At 66.0% G+C, this 16,834-nt stretch carries 14 protein-coding genes; 5 read left to right on the top strand and 9 right to left on the bottom strand.

The features are described from left to right. Nucleotide 1: 1 nt before the first annotated feature. The 5 genes from AC097O_RS07045 to AC097O_RS07025 all read right to left on the bottom strand — a co-directional run bounded on the left by AC097O_RS07045 (nt 2) and on the right by AC097O_RS07025 (nt 8,221). Nucleotides 2-3,868, bottom strand: a complete 3,867-nt coding sequence (locus AC097O_RS07045) for a non-ribosomal peptide synthetase (protein ID WP_479592136.1) — start codon at nt 3,866-3,868, stop codon at nt 2-4. Beyond that, the gene (locus tag AC097O_RS07040; protein WP_479592135.1) at nt 3,856-5,658 is read right to left on the bottom strand and encodes a cyclic nucleotide-binding and patatin-like phospholipase domain-containing protein; all 1,803 of its coding nucleotides are present in this window, start codon (nt 5,656-5,658) and stop codon (nt 3,856-3,858) included. The genes AC097O_RS07045 and AC097O_RS07040 overlap by 13 nt, the downstream gene beginning before the upstream one ends. Nucleotides 5,659-5,845: 187 nt before the next feature. Then, nucleotides 5,846-6,526, bottom strand: a complete 681-nt coding sequence (gene lolD / locus AC097O_RS07035; protein WP_479592134.1) for a lipoprotein-releasing ABC transporter ATP-binding protein LolD — start codon at nt 6,524-6,526, stop codon at nt 5,846-5,848. Then, nucleotides 6,519-7,775 (bottom strand): lipoprotein-releasing ABC transporter permease subunit, encoded by a 1,257-nt coding sequence (locus AC097O_RS07030; protein WP_479592133.1) that lies wholly within the window; start codon nt 7,773-7,775, stop codon nt 6,519-6,521. Before AC097O_RS07030 ends, lolD begins: the two co-directional genes overlap by 8 nt. A gap of 137 nt (nt 7,776-7,912) precedes the next feature. After that, nucleotides 7,913-8,221 carry a BON domain-containing protein gene (locus AC097O_RS07025; protein ID WP_479592132.1) on the bottom strand — a complete coding sequence of 103 codons (309 nt, stop codon included), beginning with the start codon at nt 8,219-8,221 and terminating at the stop codon, nt 7,913-7,915. 168 nt (nt 8,222-8,389) lie between these two features. Between AC097O_RS07025 and AC097O_RS07020 the strand changes: the two genes are divergently transcribed. Then, nucleotides 8,390-9,193, top strand: coding sequence for a class I SAM-dependent methyltransferase (locus tag AC097O_RS07020; RefSeq protein WP_479589203.1), 804 nt, complete (start codon nt 8,390-8,392; stop codon nt 9,191-9,193). Nucleotides 9,194-9,204: 11 nt separating this feature from the next. Here AC097O_RS07020 and AC097O_RS07015 read toward each other — a convergent pair whose 3' ends face one another. Next, nucleotides 9,205-9,546: a hypothetical protein gene (locus AC097O_RS07015; RefSeq protein ID WP_479592131.1), complete on the bottom strand. Its 342-nt coding sequence runs from the start codon at nt 9,544-9,546 to the stop codon at nt 9,205-9,207. Nucleotides 9,547-9,726: 180 nt separating this feature from the next. Between AC097O_RS07015 and AC097O_RS07010 the strand changes: the two genes are divergently transcribed. The 4 genes from AC097O_RS07010 to AC097O_RS06995 all read left to right on the top strand — a co-directional run bounded on the left by AC097O_RS07010 (nt 9,727) and on the right by AC097O_RS06995 (nt 12,965). Continuing rightward, entirely contained in the window at nt 9,727-11,187 is a 1,461-nt protein-coding gene (locus tag AC097O_RS07010; RefSeq protein WP_479592394.1) for an aminotransferase-like domain-containing protein, read from the top strand. A 58-nt stretch (nt 11,188-11,245) separates the two neighbouring features. Next, complete coding sequence (locus AC097O_RS07005; protein WP_479592130.1) at nt 11,246-12,217, top strand: GSU2403 family nucleotidyltransferase fold protein; 972 nt, start codon at nt 11,246-11,248, stop codon at nt 12,215-12,217. Between the two features lie 65 nt (nt 12,218-12,282). Further along, nucleotides 12,283-12,531: an AbrB/MazE/SpoVT family DNA-binding domain-containing protein gene (locus AC097O_RS07000; protein WP_479592129.1), complete on the top strand. Its 249-nt coding sequence runs from the start codon at nt 12,283-12,285 to the stop codon at nt 12,529-12,531. 11 nt (nt 12,532-12,542) lie between these two features. Continuing rightward, nucleotides 12,543-12,965, top strand: a complete 423-nt coding sequence (locus AC097O_RS06995; RefSeq protein WP_479592128.1) for a type II toxin-antitoxin system VapC family toxin — start codon at nt 12,543-12,545, stop codon at nt 12,963-12,965. 129 nt (nt 12,966-13,094) lie between these two features. Here the strand turns inward: AC097O_RS06995 and AC097O_RS06990 are convergent, their stop codons facing one another. The 3 genes from AC097O_RS06990 to AC097O_RS06980 form a co-directional block, all read right to left on the bottom strand. Then, nucleotides 13,095-13,979 (bottom strand): SMP-30/gluconolactonase/LRE family protein, encoded by an 885-nt coding sequence (locus AC097O_RS06990; protein WP_479592127.1) that lies wholly within the window; start codon nt 13,977-13,979, stop codon nt 13,095-13,097. 301 nt (nt 13,980-14,280) lie between these two features. After that, the gene (locus AC097O_RS06985; protein WP_479592126.1) at nt 14,281-15,042 is read right to left on the bottom strand and encodes an SDR family NAD(P)-dependent oxidoreductase; all 762 of its coding nucleotides are present in this window, start codon (nt 15,040-15,042) and stop codon (nt 14,281-14,283) included. 10 nt (nt 15,043-15,052) lie between these two features. Continuing rightward, nucleotides 15,053-16,783 (bottom strand): IlvD/Edd family dehydratase, encoded by a 1,731-nt coding sequence (locus AC097O_RS06980; protein ID WP_479592125.1) that lies wholly within the window; start codon nt 16,781-16,783, stop codon nt 15,053-15,055. Nucleotides 16,784-16,834 lie beyond the last annotated feature (51 nt).

Raw genomic sequence — 16,834 nt, 5'->3', positions numbered from 1 at the left:
TTCAAGGTGCCGCCTTGTCCATGCGCTCAGCGATCACCAGGGCCAGCTCGGTCACGTTGCCGGGCTCAAAGATCGAGCCGTGCAGCCCGCGGATCTGGTGCTCGTACAAATGTTTGGGCATCAGCCGCCCCCAGGGCCGGAACAGCCAGCGGCTCCAACTCGCCAGGCCAGACGACTTGAGCAGCAGCGTAGGCCCGTCATAACCCGCAGGCCTGTAGCCCTTAAGGGCCATCACCTGGCTGACCAGGCCGGGGTCGTTGAACATGGCCCCCATGCGGCGGCCATTCAGGCTCAGCTCCTGGATGCGAAAGCGTTTCACCAGCCAGCCCGAAAACCGCCAGAACGCCGTGCCGCCCAGGCGCGAAGCCGGATAGGTGGTGTCGATCAAAAACAGCCCGCGCACCGGAATCCCCCGTTGCTGCAGCAAGCGGCTGGCCTCCAGCGCGGCAATACCGCCCACCGAGAACCCGGCCAGAAAACCGGGCCGCTTGCCGTGCGCCTGGATGGCATCGGCATACAGGGTGGCCAGGTCGTCGATGCAGGCGATGGGCTCGGTGAACGGGGGTTGCAGCATGTGCACATCGCAGGCATTGCCGAGTGCGCGCGCCAGGTTCTGGAAGCGCAGCAGGTCGCCGTGGCCCGAGGCCGCCAGGTACAGCGGCACCCGCCCGGTGTCGGCCCCCAGGTTCAGCATCACGCTGGGGCCTTTGCTCTTGTCGGCCAGCGCCACCGCCAGGCTTTCGATGCTGGGGTGTTCAGTGATCAGGTACATCGGCACCTTGCGGCCCACCAGCTTCTCGATGCTGCTCAGCATGGTGACGGCAGCCAGCGAGTCGCCGCCCAGGTCAAAGAAGTTGTCGAACACCGTGATGGGCCGGGTGTCCAGCACGTCTTCCCACAGCGCCAGCAGCTCGGCCTCATAACGCCGATTGGCCTTGCGGGCCTGGGTGGAACTGGCAGTGTGGCTCGGGTCGGGCAGCGCGTCGTAGTCGGTCTTGCCCGCTACGCTGGCCGGCAGGCCCGGCAGGATGCTGATGCCGCTGGGAACCATGTAGTCGGGCAGGCGCATGCGCAGCACGGCCTGCAGGCTCTCCACCGACGGGTTGCCGATGGCCGCCACCCAGGCATGGATTTGTGGCTTGCCTTTGCGCTCGATCAGCTTGGCCGCCGCTTGCAGCACGCCTTCAATCGCCGACAGCGCCGACTCGATTTCGCCCAGCTCGATGCGGTAGCCGCGCAGCTTGACCTGCCGGTCAAGCCGACCCAGAAAGTGCAGATTGCCGTCGCTGCCCAACCAGCCGCGGTCGCCGGTGCGGTACATGCGGTGGCCCTGGCCAATGGGGCGGAACGGGTCGGGCAGAAACACCTGCGCGTCCAGCTCGGGGCGGTTCAGGTAGCCACGCGCAAGCGTCTCGCCGCCGATGTAGATTTCCCCCGGCACGCCCAGCGGCATGGGGCGCAGCGCCGGGTCGAGCACGTAGATACGGGTGTCGTCGATGGGGCGGCCAATCGGCAAGGCGGTGTCGGTGCGGTGGTTTTCGCACTCCCAGGCGGTGGCGAAAATGGCGGTTTCGGTGGGGCCGTAGACGTTGTACAGGCGGCCCCCGGTTTCTTTCAAAAAGCGCTGCGCCAGCTCGGGCGACAGCACCTCGCCACCGCAGCAAGCCACGCGCAGCTTCAGGTCTTTGCGGTGCCCGGCCGAATCCAGAAACCGGCTCAGGGTACTGGGCACGAAGGCCATGATGGTGACCCGGTGGCGCACTGCAAAGTCGGCCAGCGACTCGGGCAGCAAACGCCCCGGCGGCGGCAGGGCCACGCTGGCACCGTGCACCAGCGGCAGCAGCAGCTCGATCAGCGAGGGGTCAAACGTGACCTGGGTGGCCTGGGCCGAGCGGTCGTGCCATTCCACCGCATAGGCCCGCGACAACCAGCCCAGGCGGCGGGCCAGCGTGCCGTGCTCGATCATCACGCCCTTGGGCCGCCCGGTGGAGCCCGAGGTGAACAGCACATAGGCCAGGTCGTCCGCCGCAGGCTGGGTGGTCAGCCGCTGCAGGCCGTGGCGGCCTACCTCGGCCAGGGCCTGGGTCCAATCCGCTAGCAGGGTGCGGGGGTGCAGGCTGCCCAGGCGTTCTTCGGTGTGTGGCTGGATCAGCACGGCGATGGCACCGGCCTCTTCCAAAATGGCGGCCAGCCGGGCCAGCGGGGCCTCGGGGTCGAGCGGCAAAAACGCCGCACCGGCCTTGGCCACGGCCAGCATGGCCACCACCCAGTCGGGCGAGCGGTCCATGACCAGGGCGATGGTGGTGTCCTTGCCCGCGCCCAGCGCCAGCAGCCGCCAGGCCAGGTGGGTGGACACGGCATCCAGCGTGGCGTAGTCCATTTCGCCGGTGCCCTGGCCGTCGTTCCACACCAGGGCGTTGGACTCGGGGCGCAAACCGGCATGGTGCGCGAACTGAACCACAAAAGGCTCGACCACGGCCATGGCGGCCACGTCCTTGTGCAGGCCGTCGATCACCATCCAGTGCTCTTCGGGTGGCACCAGCGCAATGCTGTCGAGCAGGGTTTCGGGTGGGCCCATGGTGGCCTCGACCAGGTGCCACACGCGGCGGCCCAGCAGCTCCACCTCGCCCTCGGCAAAGCAGGCGGCGCTGGCCTCCAGCGCCAGCTCCACGTCCTCGTCGGCATGGAACTCGCACACCGTCACGCCCAGCGGAAAGCGGGCCCGGCCCGAGAACAGCTGGCGCGACTCGACCAGCTCGGCGGTGCCAAACGACACCGCGTAGTCTTGCCGCTCAAACGACAGCAGCACGTCAAACAGGCCGTCACGGCGGTTGCGCGCCACCTCCAGCGTGCGGCCCAGCTCGCTCAAGGGGTAGCGCGGATGCCGCAATGCCGCCCGCATGGCGCTGCCCACGGCGGCCAGCAGCCCGCCCAGGGTCATGTCGGGGGCCAGTTGCACCGCCACCGGTATCACACCCACAAACATGCCCAGCGTGTCGGTAAAACGGCGCCCGCCCCGGTTCAGGCTGGGCACGCCGACCACCACTTCCTGGCGGTTGCTGACGCGGCCAAAGTACAGGATCAAAGCCGCCAGAAAGAAGTTGAAGGCGCTGGAGCCGCGCTCGGCCGCCACCTGGCGCAGCCGGTCGTACCCGGCGCGGGGGATGCGCTGCATCCCCATGTGGGCGGCGGGTAGCTCGTGCTGGCGGGCGCTGGCGTAGCGGCGCTCGATCAGGGCCGGGGGCAGCACCGGCATTTGCCCGCGCCAGTATTCGGCATCGCGCTCGAACGCGGGCGACTGGTGGTACAGGGCAGACTCTTCAATGAACTTCTTGTAGCCGGGGTCGCTGCGCAGCGCCGGGGCCTGGCCCGCCTCCAGCGCGTTGTACAGCTCGCTCCAGCGGCGCATCACCTGCGAGGTGCCCCAGCCGTCCATCACCAGATGGTGGAACTGGATGGTCAGCCCGTGCAGCACATCGCTGGCGCGCAGCAGGGCAAAGCGCCAGGGGGGCGTGCCGTCCAGCACAAAGGGCACGGTCATGCGCTGCTGCCACCAGATGCGCATGGCCTCTTTGGGGTCGGCCTCGGCCGACAGGTCCACCTCTTCCAGGTTCAGTGCGCTGTGCGACAGCAGGGTCTGGCTGCCGTCGGCCATCGGGGCCAGGCGCAAGGCATCGCTTTCGGCCACCAGCTGGGCCAGGGCTTCCTTGAAGCGCGGCAGGTGCAGCGGCCCCATCAAAAACGCGCCGCCGCCGATGTTCAGGTGCGCACTGCCCGCCCAGGTACGCTGGTCCAGCCAGACCTCGCGCTGGCTCAGGGACAGGGTCAGGTCTTCCTGGCGACGCTCTACCGGCGTTACAGCTTCCATTTTTCGATTGTCTCCATCGCATGGCGGTAGCCCACCTCAATAATTTCGTCGGCACGGCTGTAGGCCATCAGGGAGAAACCCGCCACCGGCGGCTCCAGGTACTGGTCGGCCTGGGCGATGGTGGCCGCACGCTGGTGCAGGCCGCCAATGTGCCCGGCACGGTACAAGATTTCGGTGATGCCCGGGGTGCTGCGGGGCTTGCGCGACACCATGCCTTTGAGGGTGTGGCGCACCGACAGGCGCTCCAGCGCCGGGTCCACGCCCATCTCGATCTGCACGTCCACGTCGATGGCGACGATGGTGCCGTTGCCACGGCGCTTCTCCAGCGGTACGCCCAGGCGCATGCGCATCGCGTCCACCGGCACGTTTTCCAGAATGGCGCCGTCCACCAGCAAATTGCCGTCCACCAGCACCGGCGGGAACAGGCCTGCGGGCGAATTACTGGCCAGCACGGCGCGCCACAGCGGCCCGGTCTCCTGCACCATGGTGCCGCCCTTGGTGAGGTTGCAGGCCGCTGCAAAGTACGGGGTCCACAGGGCATCCATCTGGGTGTCGCCAAACATGGCGCGCAGGTCGCGTTTAACGCGGCCGCCCGAGACGATGGACACCAGCGGCAGGGTGGGCCACTCGCCGCCCTCGGCAAACTTGCGGGTCTGGTCGCGGATCTGGTTCAGCGGCAGGCCACAGGCATACTGCGCCCCGATGAGCGCGCCCATGCTGTTGCCGCCGACCAGATCGACCGGGATATTCGCCTCCTGCATGGCCCGCAGCACGCCCAGATGGGCAAAACCGCGCGCCCCGCCGCCGCCCAGCACCACGCCCACGGCGCGGCCCGTCAGGTAGCGCGCCAGCCGGGCGTAATCGCCCGCATGCTGGCTGCGCGTGGGATAGACGCGTTCAATCTGCCGCCCGGCGCGCCAGACGGTGGTCACCTCGGGGGCGGCGGTCGCCGCCGGGTACAGCACCACCAGGTGCTGGCGCTTCATGCCGAAGCCAGGCTCGTCGATGAGCTGCTGCTCCAGCGCGCCGCGTTCGCGCGAGGCTCCGGCATTGGCCACAAAGATCACCTGGTCGGCCTGGCGAAAGGCCCGCCGCGTCCACGAAGAGGGCGTGGCATCGGCCTCGTAGACCAAAAAGTCGTAGGCATCTTCCAGCGCGTCAAAACGGTCGGCACTGCCCGCACCTTCCGAGGTTTGCGAGCCGCGCTCCAGCTCGGCCGAGGGGGTGATGTGGTGCACCCGGCCCATGCGCCCAAAGGCCTGGGCCAGGCCGCGCGCCACCTCGGCAGAGCCCGCCCCCTCGTGCAGCGGCACCACCACAAAGGCCTGGGCCTGGTGCCGATCCACCACCTGGGTCGTGTGGCGCAGGTGGTCAAAAATAGCTTGGGAAAACACCCGGTTGAAGGCCAGCGGATGGCGCACCAGCATGGCCTCGAAGTGGCTGCGGTCCAGCACGGCCAGGGTGGAGTCGCGCACGGCGGTCACGTCGGCGGTGCGCGGCTGGCGCAGGATCATGCCCATCTCGCCCACGCTCTCGCCGGGTCGGATTTCGTTGTACAACAAGACGCTGCCGTCGCGGTTGCGGCGCGAAGCCCGCAGGCGGCCGGTAATCACGAAGAACATGCTGTCGGCCGCCGCGCCCTCTTCCAGCACCAGGCTGCCACCGCGCACTTCCTGCAGCTCCAGCACACCGGCCAGCTCGTTCAACACCGCCTGGTCCAGCGTGCCAAATACGCGGCTGTCGCGCAGCACCTGGAGAACCCGCGCGTGGAATTTATCCTTACCTGGCATGGACTCGCCCTTTGTCTTGAACTCGATGATCCCGTAACGCGCTCACCCAGGTAGCGCTGGCAGGGCACGGATATGGGCCCTGGCAGGCTCACGTCAGACCCGACTCCGATACAAAAATACACAATTTACCGAGTGTACGCTTGTGCAAGAAGGGTGCAAATCGGTGTTTATACAGCGAATAGCAGGTTCAAGCTGCGGCGAATTGGCCCTGGTTGAGGCGCAAAGTGCGTCCGCAGCGGGCCGCCAAAGTCTCGTCATGGGTCACCAGCACAAAGGCCGTGCCCTGGTCGCGGGCCAGTTGCAGCATCAGCGCAAACACGCCATCGGCGGTGCTGCGGTCCAGGTTGCCGGTGGGTTCGTCGGCCAGCACGCAGGCGGGCTGGGCCACCAGGGCGCGGGCGATGGCCACGCGCTGGCGCTCGCCGCCCGAGAGCTCGGCGGGCCGGTGGTGCACGCGGTCCTGCAAACCCACCAACGCTAGTATTTTCATAGCTGCTTGTGCCGCCTGGTCGCGCGGTAGCCGCCGAATCCATAAGGGCATGGCCACATTGTCGAGCGCGCTGAACTCGGGCAGCAGGTGGTGGAACTGGTAGACAAAGCCCAGGTGCTGGTTGCGCTGGCGGCCCTGCTCGGCCGCATCCCACTGGGCCATGTCGTGGCCATGGAGCTGCACCGCGCCGCTGCTGGGTGCGTCCAGCCCGCCCAGCAGGTGCAGCAGCGTGCTTTTACCCGAGCCGGACGCACCAACGATGGCCACGGTTTCGCCCGCAAACACCTGCAGGTCCACGCCCTTGAGCACGGTCACGTCCAGGCGGCCCTCGGTGAAACGCTTGGTCAGGCCTGTGGCCTGCAGTACCAACTTACTCATAACGGAGAGCCTCGGCGGGGTTGACGCGGCTGGCGTGCCAGCTCGGGTAAATGGTGGCCACAAAAGACAGGATCAGCGAGATCACCGCGATCGGCAGGATGTCGGACTGCTGCGGTTCGCTGGGCATATGGCTGATGAAATACACCTCACGCGGCAAAAAGCTGGCTTTGAACAAGTGTTCCAGCGCGGGCACGATCACGTCGATGTTGAAGGCAATGCCCAGGCCCAGCAGCAGCCCGGCCAGCGTGCCCATCACACCCACCATCGCGCCCTGCACCATGAAGATGCCCATGATGCTGCGCGGGCTGGCGCCCAGGGTGCGCAGGATGGCGATGTCGGCGCGCTTGTCGGTCACGGTCATCACCAGGGTGCTGACCAGGTTGAACGCCGCCACGGCCACGATCAGCGTGAGGATGATGAACATCATGCGTTTCTCCAGCTCCACCGCGGCGAACCAGGTTTTGTTTTGCTGCGTCCAGTCGCGGATCAACAAGTTGCCGCTGAGGCTGCCCGCCAGCTGCTGGGCCACCTCGCGCGCCTGGTGCAGGTCCTGCAGCTTGACGCGGATGCCGGTGGGGCCTTCAAGCCGGAAGATGCGAGCCGCATCATCCATATGCAGCATCAGCAGGGCCGAGTCGTATTCAAAGTGGCCCGACTCAAACGTGCCCACTACCGTCATCTGCTTCAGGCGCGGCACCACGCCCGCCGGGGTGACCTGGCCGCTGGGGGCGATCAGCGTGACCGGGTCGCCCAGGCGCACGCCCAGGCTGCGCGCCAGGTCGATGCCCAGCACCACGCCAAACTCGCCGGGCACCAGCTTGGCCATCGTCTCTTTGGGCAAGGCCACGGCCAGGTCAGTCACCTCGCCTTCATGCGCCGGGTCGATGCCGCGCACTATCGTGCCTTTCATGTCCTCACCGCGCGCCAGCAGGGCTTGGCTTGCTATAAAAGGTGCAGCACCTACCACCGCCGGGTTCTGTTTGATCTCGGCCAGGGTCTTGGCTACATCCGGCAGGGCCTCGCCGTTAGGGGCGAAGATTTCTATGTGCGCCACCACCGACAGCATGCGGTCGCGCACCTCTTTCTGAAAGCCGTTCATCACGCTGAGCACAATGATCAGCGCCGCCACGCCCAGCGCAATGCCGAGCATGGACACGCCAGAAATAAAGTTGATGAAGCCGTTGCGCCGGGTGGCCCGGCCCGCCCGCGTGTAGCGCCAGCCGACCAGAAGTTCGTAGGGGATTTGCATGGAGCAGGTGAGAGAGAAGACGGGGGTGATTGTGGCAGCTTCCGCTCCAACGCCAAAAGCGGTGGTAGCTATTCTTTAGATAGCTACCACCGCTGGAAGGATAAGCGCGGGAGGGCTAAAACGCCCCCATTCTTGGCTTATTCGTTGCTGTCGTTGGAGAAGGTACGCACGCTGCTGTACGCATTGGTCACGCCGGGCACGGTGCTGGCGATATAACGGGCCTTGGCATCTTCTTGGGGGCCTTGTGCCCAGCCATGCAGAGTCACGGTGCCGTTGTTGGCGGTGACGGTCAGGTCCTTGGCATCGCTACCCAGTTGGGTGCTGATGGCGGACTGTACCGAGCTGGCCAGGTCTGCGTCGTTGGTGGCAGCGTGTGCGGGGAGGAAAGCGCCAGCAGCCAGGGCGAACAGGGCGGAAGCGGCGATGCGGTTGAAAGAGCGGGTCATGGTGAGGTCCTTTGGGGTTGTTGCAATGTTTTTGCGATGGGGTGATCTTCCCAAGCGGCGGACCATCTTGTGTGTCGGCAGCATGCTGGCTGTGTTGCATCTGCAATCCCCGGCAATCGCTTGCGTTTTGGGCTATGCGAACTAGTATTTGGCGTTTAGGAGCGCTCCATGGCAAACGACCCGTTGGCAGACTGGAAGCAGCAACAGCGTGCAATGTGGGCATCGTTTACGCCCATGGCCTTGTTCACCCTGCCGGTGGCGGCGCACCTGGTGCGGTTTGCCGACATCCGCCCGGGCGAGGCGGTGCTGGACGTGGGCACCGGCACTGGCGTGGTGGCCCTGACGGCGGCGCGGGCGGGCGCACGGGTCACCGGGCTGGACCTCACGCCCGAGCTGCTGGTGCAGGCGCGCGACAACTCCGCCATCGCCGGGCTGGAAGACATCGTCTGGACCGAAGGCGATGCCGAGCAACTGCCCTACGCCGACGCGTCGTTTGACGTGGTGCTGAGCCAGTTTGGCCACATGTTTGCCCCGCGCCCGGCCCTGGTGGTGGCCGAGATGCGCCGCGTGCTCAAACCCCAGGGCCGCATCGCCTTTGCCACCTGGCCGCCCGAGCACATGATTGGGCGGATGTTTGGGTTCATTGGCCGCCACGCGCCCCCGCCGCCCGAGGGGGCCGCCCCCCCGCCCCAGTGGGGCCACCCCGCCACCATTGCCGAGCGCCTGGGCGACAGGTTCAGCCCGCCGTTTTTCGCCCGCGGAGCCATGGCCCTGCCCGCCCTGAGCCTCCCCCACTACCGCCTGTTTCTGGAGCAGACCATCGGGCCGATGCAAAAAATCGTTGCCCAACTGGCCAGTACGCCCGAGCAGTTGCAACAGTTCCGCGCCGGATTCGAAGCCCTGGCCGCCGACTACTTTGTCGACAACCACGTGCACCAGGACTACCTGCTGACGCGTGCGCAAGCGCGGTAAATTCTTACAAGCTAAAACTGCCTCTTGCGCTTAGGGAATCGGCGCAAGGCGCTATCAAAACAGGAATAAATCCAAGGCATTACGCCCCAGCCTGGCCGCGCCACCGCGCTGAGCTTGGCGGTGCCCACCGCCTCCATCTGCATCCAGCCCGCCACCTCCACCCGGTGCCGCTGCCCTTCTTGCAACAGCACCGGCAGCTCCACCCACAGCCCCGCCAGATAGGCCATCACATGCAGGCGCACCGCCCCCTGTTGCACGGCGATTTCGGCCCCGCTCGGTAAACGCTCCCAGGCCCGCTGGGCGGGCTGCAGGTGCAGGGTGAACAGGGGTTCTGGAGCAGCAAGGGTGGACATACAAGGCCTTTGTGTGAAAGAGCCTGTAGCGTAAAAAATCCAGCCTGCGCCGAACAGCCACAGACTCCACCCATCTGTATCGCAACAGTGCAGAAATTTGGCATCTGTTATGGTCTGTTTTGCCCTCGTCTGTACCTGTTCAGCCCCCACCCCAGCCCGCATGATGGGCAGGCCATGACCATGCCCACCCAGCCCAAATACCAGCACCTCGCCGACCACTACCGCAGCGCCATCCACGCGGGCAGCCTGCTGCCAGGCCACCGCATGCCGTCGCTGCGGGAGGTGGTGCGCCAGCACACGGTGAGCCTGTCCACGGCCATGCAGGTCTGCCGCTTGCTGGAGAGCGAAGGCTGGCTGGAGGCGCGGCCCCGCTCGGGTTACTTTGTGCGCCAGGCATCGGCGGCGGCAAAACTGGCCCCGGTGAACGACCCGCCGATGCAGCGCGCGCCCGACCCGGCGCAGTACGTGGGCATCCACACCAAGGTGTCTGAATTTCTGGCGCTGGGGCGCATGCAGCGCTTCAAAACCAACCTGTCCACCGCCCGCTGCGCGCCCGAGCTGTATCCCGCCAAAGCCCTGCAGCAAGCCGCCCAGCGCAGCCTGCGCCTGGACCCCGAGCAACTGGTGCGCGCCGCCCCGCCGCAAGGCTGCATCGAGTTCCGCGAAGTGCTGGCCCAGCGGGCGCTGCTGGCGGGCATGCGGCTGTCGGCCGCCGACATCCAGGTCACCAACGGCTGCACCGAAGCACTGAACCTGGCCCTGCGCGCTGTGGCCCAGCCCGGCGACACCATCGCGGTGGAGTCGCCCACCTTCTACGGCCTGTTGCAAACCCTGGAAAGCCTGGGCCTGAAAGCGCTGGAAATCCCCACCAGCCCGCGCACCGGCATCTCGGTGGACGCGGTGGAACTGGCCTTGCGCAACACGCCGGGCATCAAGGCCGTGGTGGTCGTGCCCTACCTGCAAAACCCCACCGGCAGCATCATGCCCAGCGCCCACAAACAAGCCCTGCTGCGCCTGTGCCAGCAGCACGACGTGGCCCTGGTGGAGGACGACACCTACAGCGCCCTGGTGGATGACAGCGTGCTGCGCATGGAGCCGCTGCGGGCCATCAAATCCTGGGACGACAGCGGCCACGTGGTGTATTGCGCGTCGCTGCACAAATGCCTGGCTCCCGGCTTGCGCCTGGGCTGGGTCAGCGCCGGGCGCTGGCAGGCGCGGGTGGAGATGCTCAAGTTCGCCGCTTCGCGCAGCAACGAGCGCCTGGGCCAGCGCGCCGCCGCCAGCTTCATCGCCTCGCCCGCTTTTGATCGGTATCTGCGCCACCTGCGAGCTACCCTGGCCACCCAGCGCACCCAGACCGCCCAGGCCGTGGCCACCTATTTCCCGCCCGGCACCCGCCTCACCGTGCCGCGCGGCGGCCTGTCGCTGTGGATCGAGCTGCCCCACGGCCTGTCCGCCACCGCCCTGTTCCACGCCGCCCTGGCCGAGAACACCGTGATCGCCCCCGGCACCATCTTCACCAACTCCAACCGGTTTGAGAGCCATTTGCGCGTCAACTGCGGCTGGCCGTTCACGCCGGAGGTGGACCGGGCGTTTGCGCGGCTGGGGGAGCTGGTGGGGGAGTTGGCGAAAGAACTCTAAGCCGTTGATTTAATAACAATTTCAGGATAAAACCAGGTTTCTTATAAAATCACCTGAAATGCATCCATTTCTTGACCTGCAACCTGCGCAAACTCGCCAGTACATTGACGCGGAAACCGTCTTTCTGGAGTTGCGCCGCGCGCGGCTGGAGGCAGCGGAGGTGCGCGGCTCCATGTTCTGGCGCACCCAGAACGACCGGCAGTTTCTGGTGCGCGAATCCAGCGGTGGGGCGCAAAAATCTCTCGGCCTCCTCTCGCCCGAAACCCAGGCTATTTTTGAGCGCTTCAAGGCCCGTAAAGCCGCAGCCACCAGCCGCTTGGCCGCCCTCACCAGCGCCGCCGCGGACCAGCAACGCCTGAACAAAGCGCTGCGCGTGGGGCGCGTGCCCAACATCGTGGTTAAAACCCTCAACGCCCTGGAAGCCGCCGGGCTGGAAGAGCATTTTTTGACCATCGGCACCCACGCCCTCTACGCTTTTGAGAGCGCCTGTGGCGTGCGCTGCCTGCCTGGAGCGCTGGCCACACAAGATATCGACCTACTCTTCGACAGCCGCAAACGCATGGCCTTTGTGTCGCAAATGAAGCGCCTGGACAGTTCCTTCATCGGCGCCCTGCGCAAAGCCGACCCCAGCTTTCGCGTCATGCAGGACCAGAAACAAACCGCCATCAACGACGCAGGCTTCGAGGTGGACGTGATCCGCCGCATGGCCATCGACGGTGACCCGCATCCGTTTCGCATGAGCGACGACGAAGATGACATGTGGGCCGTGCAGGTGGAAGGTGCCAACCGCATGCTCAGCGCCCACAGGTTCAGCCAGGTCGTGGTCGCAGAAACCGGCCACATGGCCGTCATGCACACCATGGACCCGCCCACCTTTATCGCCATCAAACGGATGATTTCCAAAGCACCAGGCCGCGACCCCAAAAAACGCCTGAAGGACGCACAGCAGGCCGATCTGGTGGAGCAACTGGTGCAAACGCACATGCCGCAGTATCTGAAGGCAAATGACGGCGCTGGAAAAACCAGGTGATTCGGCTTGCCCAAGGGGCGTGCGCGCACTAAACTGTAGACACGCTAACGTATATCCGCACCACCATGATGCACCTCCAAATCGCCAAATGGGGTAACAGCCTGGCCGTCCGCATTCCCGCCGACACAGTGCGGCAAATGGGGGCCAAAGAAGGCGACCCGTTGCAGGTCCACCTGGGTGCCGACGGGGGCCTGAACCTGCGGGCCAGCACCTGGAGCCGCGCGGGTTTTGCGCAAGAACTGGAACAACGCCGCCAGGCCTTGCCGCTGGGCACCTCGGTGATCGCGCAGCTACGCGAAGAAGCGCGTTACTGAACCCATTACCGATGCTCTACGTAGACACCAGCGTGCTCGTTTCCCTGTGCACCCACGAGGCCACCACGGCGGATGTGCTGCGCTGGTACGCGGCGTGCACCGAAGAACTGGCCTCGGCCGCATGGTGCGTCACCGAATTCGCCAGCGCCCTGGCACTGAAGCAACGCACCGGGCAACTCACCAAGCCCCAGGCGCAAACCGCCTGGATGCAATTCGAGCGCGTGTGCGCCAACGACCTGCAATTGCTGCCTGTGGAGTCCACCACCTTCCACAAGGCGGCCATGTTGACGATGGATGCAAGCACGGGCCTGCGTGCCGGGGATGCCTTGCACCTGGCCTGCGCGCTGGCGGCCAAAGCGCAGGGCTTGGTGACGCTGGATGCGGTGCTGGCCCAGAATGCCAAGCGGGTGAAGTTGAAGGCAGTGGGGATCTGAGTAGCGCACCCCAAGCCTGTCTGTCGCACACCCACATATACGACACTTTATTTGACGCATAAGGTGTTTATGCGTCACTCAAAGTGACGCTCTTAGATAGCCCGATGGCATCGGCTAAGAGCCACCCCGTCAGCCCCACACCCCCGGCACCACCCCGCGCACGCCGGTGCGCAGCACAAAGGCCGAGCCCGCCAGCGGCTGCTGGGCCAATTGCTCTTCCGACAAGCCCACGCGGGCACTGGTCACCAGCATCAGATCCAGGTTTTCGCCGCCAAAGGCCACGTTGGTGATCTGGCTGGCGGGCATGTCTATGCGTTGCAGCTCGTCGCCTGCCAGGTTAAAGCGGCGCAGGCAGCTGCCGCCCCAGAAGGCCACCCAGACATGGCCTTCGGCATCGAAGGTCATGCCGTCGGGCTCGCCGTCTGCGGGGGCGAAGGTTTTCCAGAGGTTTTTGTTGTGCAACTGGCCGTCGGCGCTGAGTCGATAGCAGTAGATGCTGCGCAGCAGGCTGTCGGTGTGCAGCAGCACGGTGCCGTCGGGCGAGATGGCAGGGCCGTTGGCGATGTGGATGTTGTGCTCGACCACCTCGATGCGCCCATCGGGGTGCAGACAGGCGAGCTGGCCCAGGGGCTGCTGGGGACTTTCGTGGTGCATGGACCCGGCCCAGATGCGGCCACCGGCATCGGCTTTGGCATCGTTGAGGCGCAGGCCGGGCTGGTCGGGATGGGGGGACCCAAGGCGTTCGATCTTCAGCTCTGGCTCCAGCGCGAGGCGCACAAAGCCAGACTGGAAGCCTGCGATGAAGCCCTGGCCATCGGCACAGGGCACCAGCCAGCCGACCATCTCGGGCATCTGCCAGCTCTGTCGCACGTCGGTGGTGGGCGACCAGCTGTGCACGGCCTGGCCCAGGATGTCCACAAAGAAGAAGCGGCTGCTGGCGGCGTGCCACAGCGTGCCCTCGCCGAGTTGCAGGGTGGCGGGCCAGATGGGGGTGACAGTACAGGTTAGGGGCATGGTGCTATAGATTTTGATCTAAAAATGATAGCTTGTCACGCCGATGGAATGGGCGGTGGCAGCCAATTGGGTTCATGGAAATGGGCTTAAAACCTGAAAATACCCCCACCCCGACCTTCTCCCGATGGGCGAGGAAGAAATACCAGAGACGCATTAAGCGCCGCGGTATCACCCAAGGCAAGCGCAGCGATGCCCGTTCGTGGAACACCGCAGAACTGGCTTTGCCAGGCTGCTGGTGTTGCCCCCTGCAAGGGGGTTGGCGAAAAGCGCTTGCGCTGTAGCCTGGGGGTGTGCAACAAGCTTATGTCCAGCCCGCGTCCACCACGAAGTCTTGGGCGGTGACCATGCTGCTGTCGTCGGCCGCCAAAAACAGCGCCATGTGGGCCACGTCGGTACCGACCACGCGGCCGGGCAGGCACTGGTTGGTGTCGATCAGGCGCTCGCCCTCGGCATCCACCCAGTGGGTGAGCTGCTTCTCGGTCATGATCCAGCCGGGGGTCAGGGTGTTGACGCGGATGTTGTCGGGGCCCAGGTCGCGGGCCAGGCAGCGGGTGAGGCCCACGGTGGCGGACTTGCAGGTGCCGTACACGGGGTAGCCCTTGCCCTTGATCATCCAGCTCACCGAGCCCAGGTTGACGATGGCCCCGCCCCCCATACGGCGCATGCCGGGCACCACGGCCTGGGCGGCGAAGAAGGCGGGGCGCAGGTTGATGGAGACGCGCCAGTCAAAGTCTTCGGGGGTCACGTCCATGATGTCGTGGCGCGCATCGTTGGCCACGTTGTTGACCAGCACGCTGATGTCGCCGTGCGCGGCGGCGGCCTGGGCAATGGCGGCTTGCAGTGCGGCTACGTCGCTGGCTTCGCTTTGCAAAAACAGCGGCGTGGGGCCGACGGCGCTGGCTGCGGCCAGCACCTTGGCGGCGGACTCGGCATTGCGGCCCGTGAAGGCCACCTTGGCACCCTGGCGGGCAAAGCCCACCACGATGTCGGCACCGATGCCCGAGCTGCCACCGGTGATGAACACGCTGCGGCCTTCCAGGCTGGGGTAGTGTGCGGTTTTCATGCGGACATCCTCAATGCGAATCGCGGGGCACGGCATCGCCACGGCAGCCGACGAGGAAATCCATGTCGGCCCCCTGGTCGGCTTGCAACACGTGGCGGTGGTACAGGCGCACGTAGCCGGAGGCCGGCTCGGGCGGGGCCACCCAGGCCTGGCGGCGGCGGGCCAGTTCTGCGTCGCTCACGTGCAGGTGCAGGCCACGGCCCGCCACGTCCAGCTCGATCTCGTCGCCGTCTTGCACCAGGGCCAGCGGGCCACCGGCGGCGGCTTCGGGGGCCACGTGCAACACCACGGTGCCAAAGGCCGTGCCGCTCATGCGCGCGTCCGAGATGCGCACCATGTCGGTCACGCCCTGCTGCAGCAGCTTGGGCGGCAGGCCCATATTGCCCACCTCGGCCATGCCGGGGTAGCCCTTGGGGCCGCAGTTCTTGAGCACCATCACGCTGTTGGCATCGATGTCAAGGTCGGGGTCCATCACGCGCTCCTTGTAGTGCTCGATGTTCTCGAACACCACGGCTTTGCCCCGGTGCTGCAGCAGGCGGGCCGTAGCGGCAGACGGCTTGATCACCGCGCCCTGCGGGGCCAGGTTGCCGCGCAACACGGCCAGGCCGCCCTGCTCCACCAAGGGCTTGTCCAGCGGGCGGATCACCTTGTCGTTGAAGCACTCGGCATGGGCCACGTTTTGCGCCTGGGTGCGGTTGTTGACGGTGATGGCATCGCCGTGCAGCAGGCCCGCTTCGAGCAGGCGCTTCATCACCACCGGCAGGCCACCGGCGTAGTAGAAGTCTTCCATCAGGTATTCACCCGACGGCATCAGGTTGACGATGGTGGGGATGTCGCGGCCCAGGCGATCCCAGTCGTCCAGCGACAGCGGCACGCCCATGCGCCCGGCGATGGCAATCAGGTGGATGACGGCATTGGTGGAGCCGCCGATGGCCCCGCAGACGCGGATGGCGTTTTCAAAGGCTTCGCGGGTCAACACGTGCGACAGGCGCATGTCGCGCTCGACCATGTCCACAATCATGCGGCCCGAGCGCTGCGCCAGCTCCAGGCGGCGCGAGTCCACGGCGGGAATGGCGGCGTTGGTGGGCAGGGACACGCCCAGCGCCTCGACCATGCTGGCCATCGTCGATGCGGTGCCCATGGTCATGCACACGCCTGCAGAGCGCGACATGCAGCTCTCAGCCTGCATGAACTGCGGCAGGGTCATCTTGCCCGCGTTCACGGCCTCGGAGAACTTCCACACGTGGGTGCCCGAACCGATGGGCTCGCCGCGGTAATTGCCGTTGAGCATGGCACCGCCCGACACCACCAGCGTGGGCAAATCCACACTGGCTGCGCCCATCAGCGTGGCGGGCGTGGTTTTGTCGCAGCCCGCCAGCAGCACCACGCCGTCCAGCGGGTGGGCGCGGATGGCCTCTTCCACGTCCATGCTGGCCAGGTTGCGGTACAACATGGCGGTGGGGCGCATCAGGGTTTCGCCCAGCGACGACACGGGGAATTCCACCGCAATGCCACCGGCCTGTAGCACGCCGTGCTTCACGCGCTCTGCGATCTGGCGGAAATGCTGGTTGCAGGGGGTGAGCTCGCTCCAGGTGTTGCAGATGCCGATGACCGGGCGGCCATCGAAGCTGTCGTCGGGCAGGCCTTCGCTTTTCATCCAGCTGCGGTGGATGAAGTTGTCTTTGCTGGTGCCGCCAAACCAGTGCTGGGAACGGCGTTTTTTCGGGGATTCGGTGCTCATGGCGGTGGGGATGTGGGATAGCGCTGTCGCGGACTAATAAATCATACAAAT

The organism is Rhodoferax sp. LS1P39, from assembly GCF_056521425.1.
The sequence above is the reverse complement of the archived record's forward strand: the minus strand, read 5'-3'. Positions and strand labels throughout refer to the sequence as shown.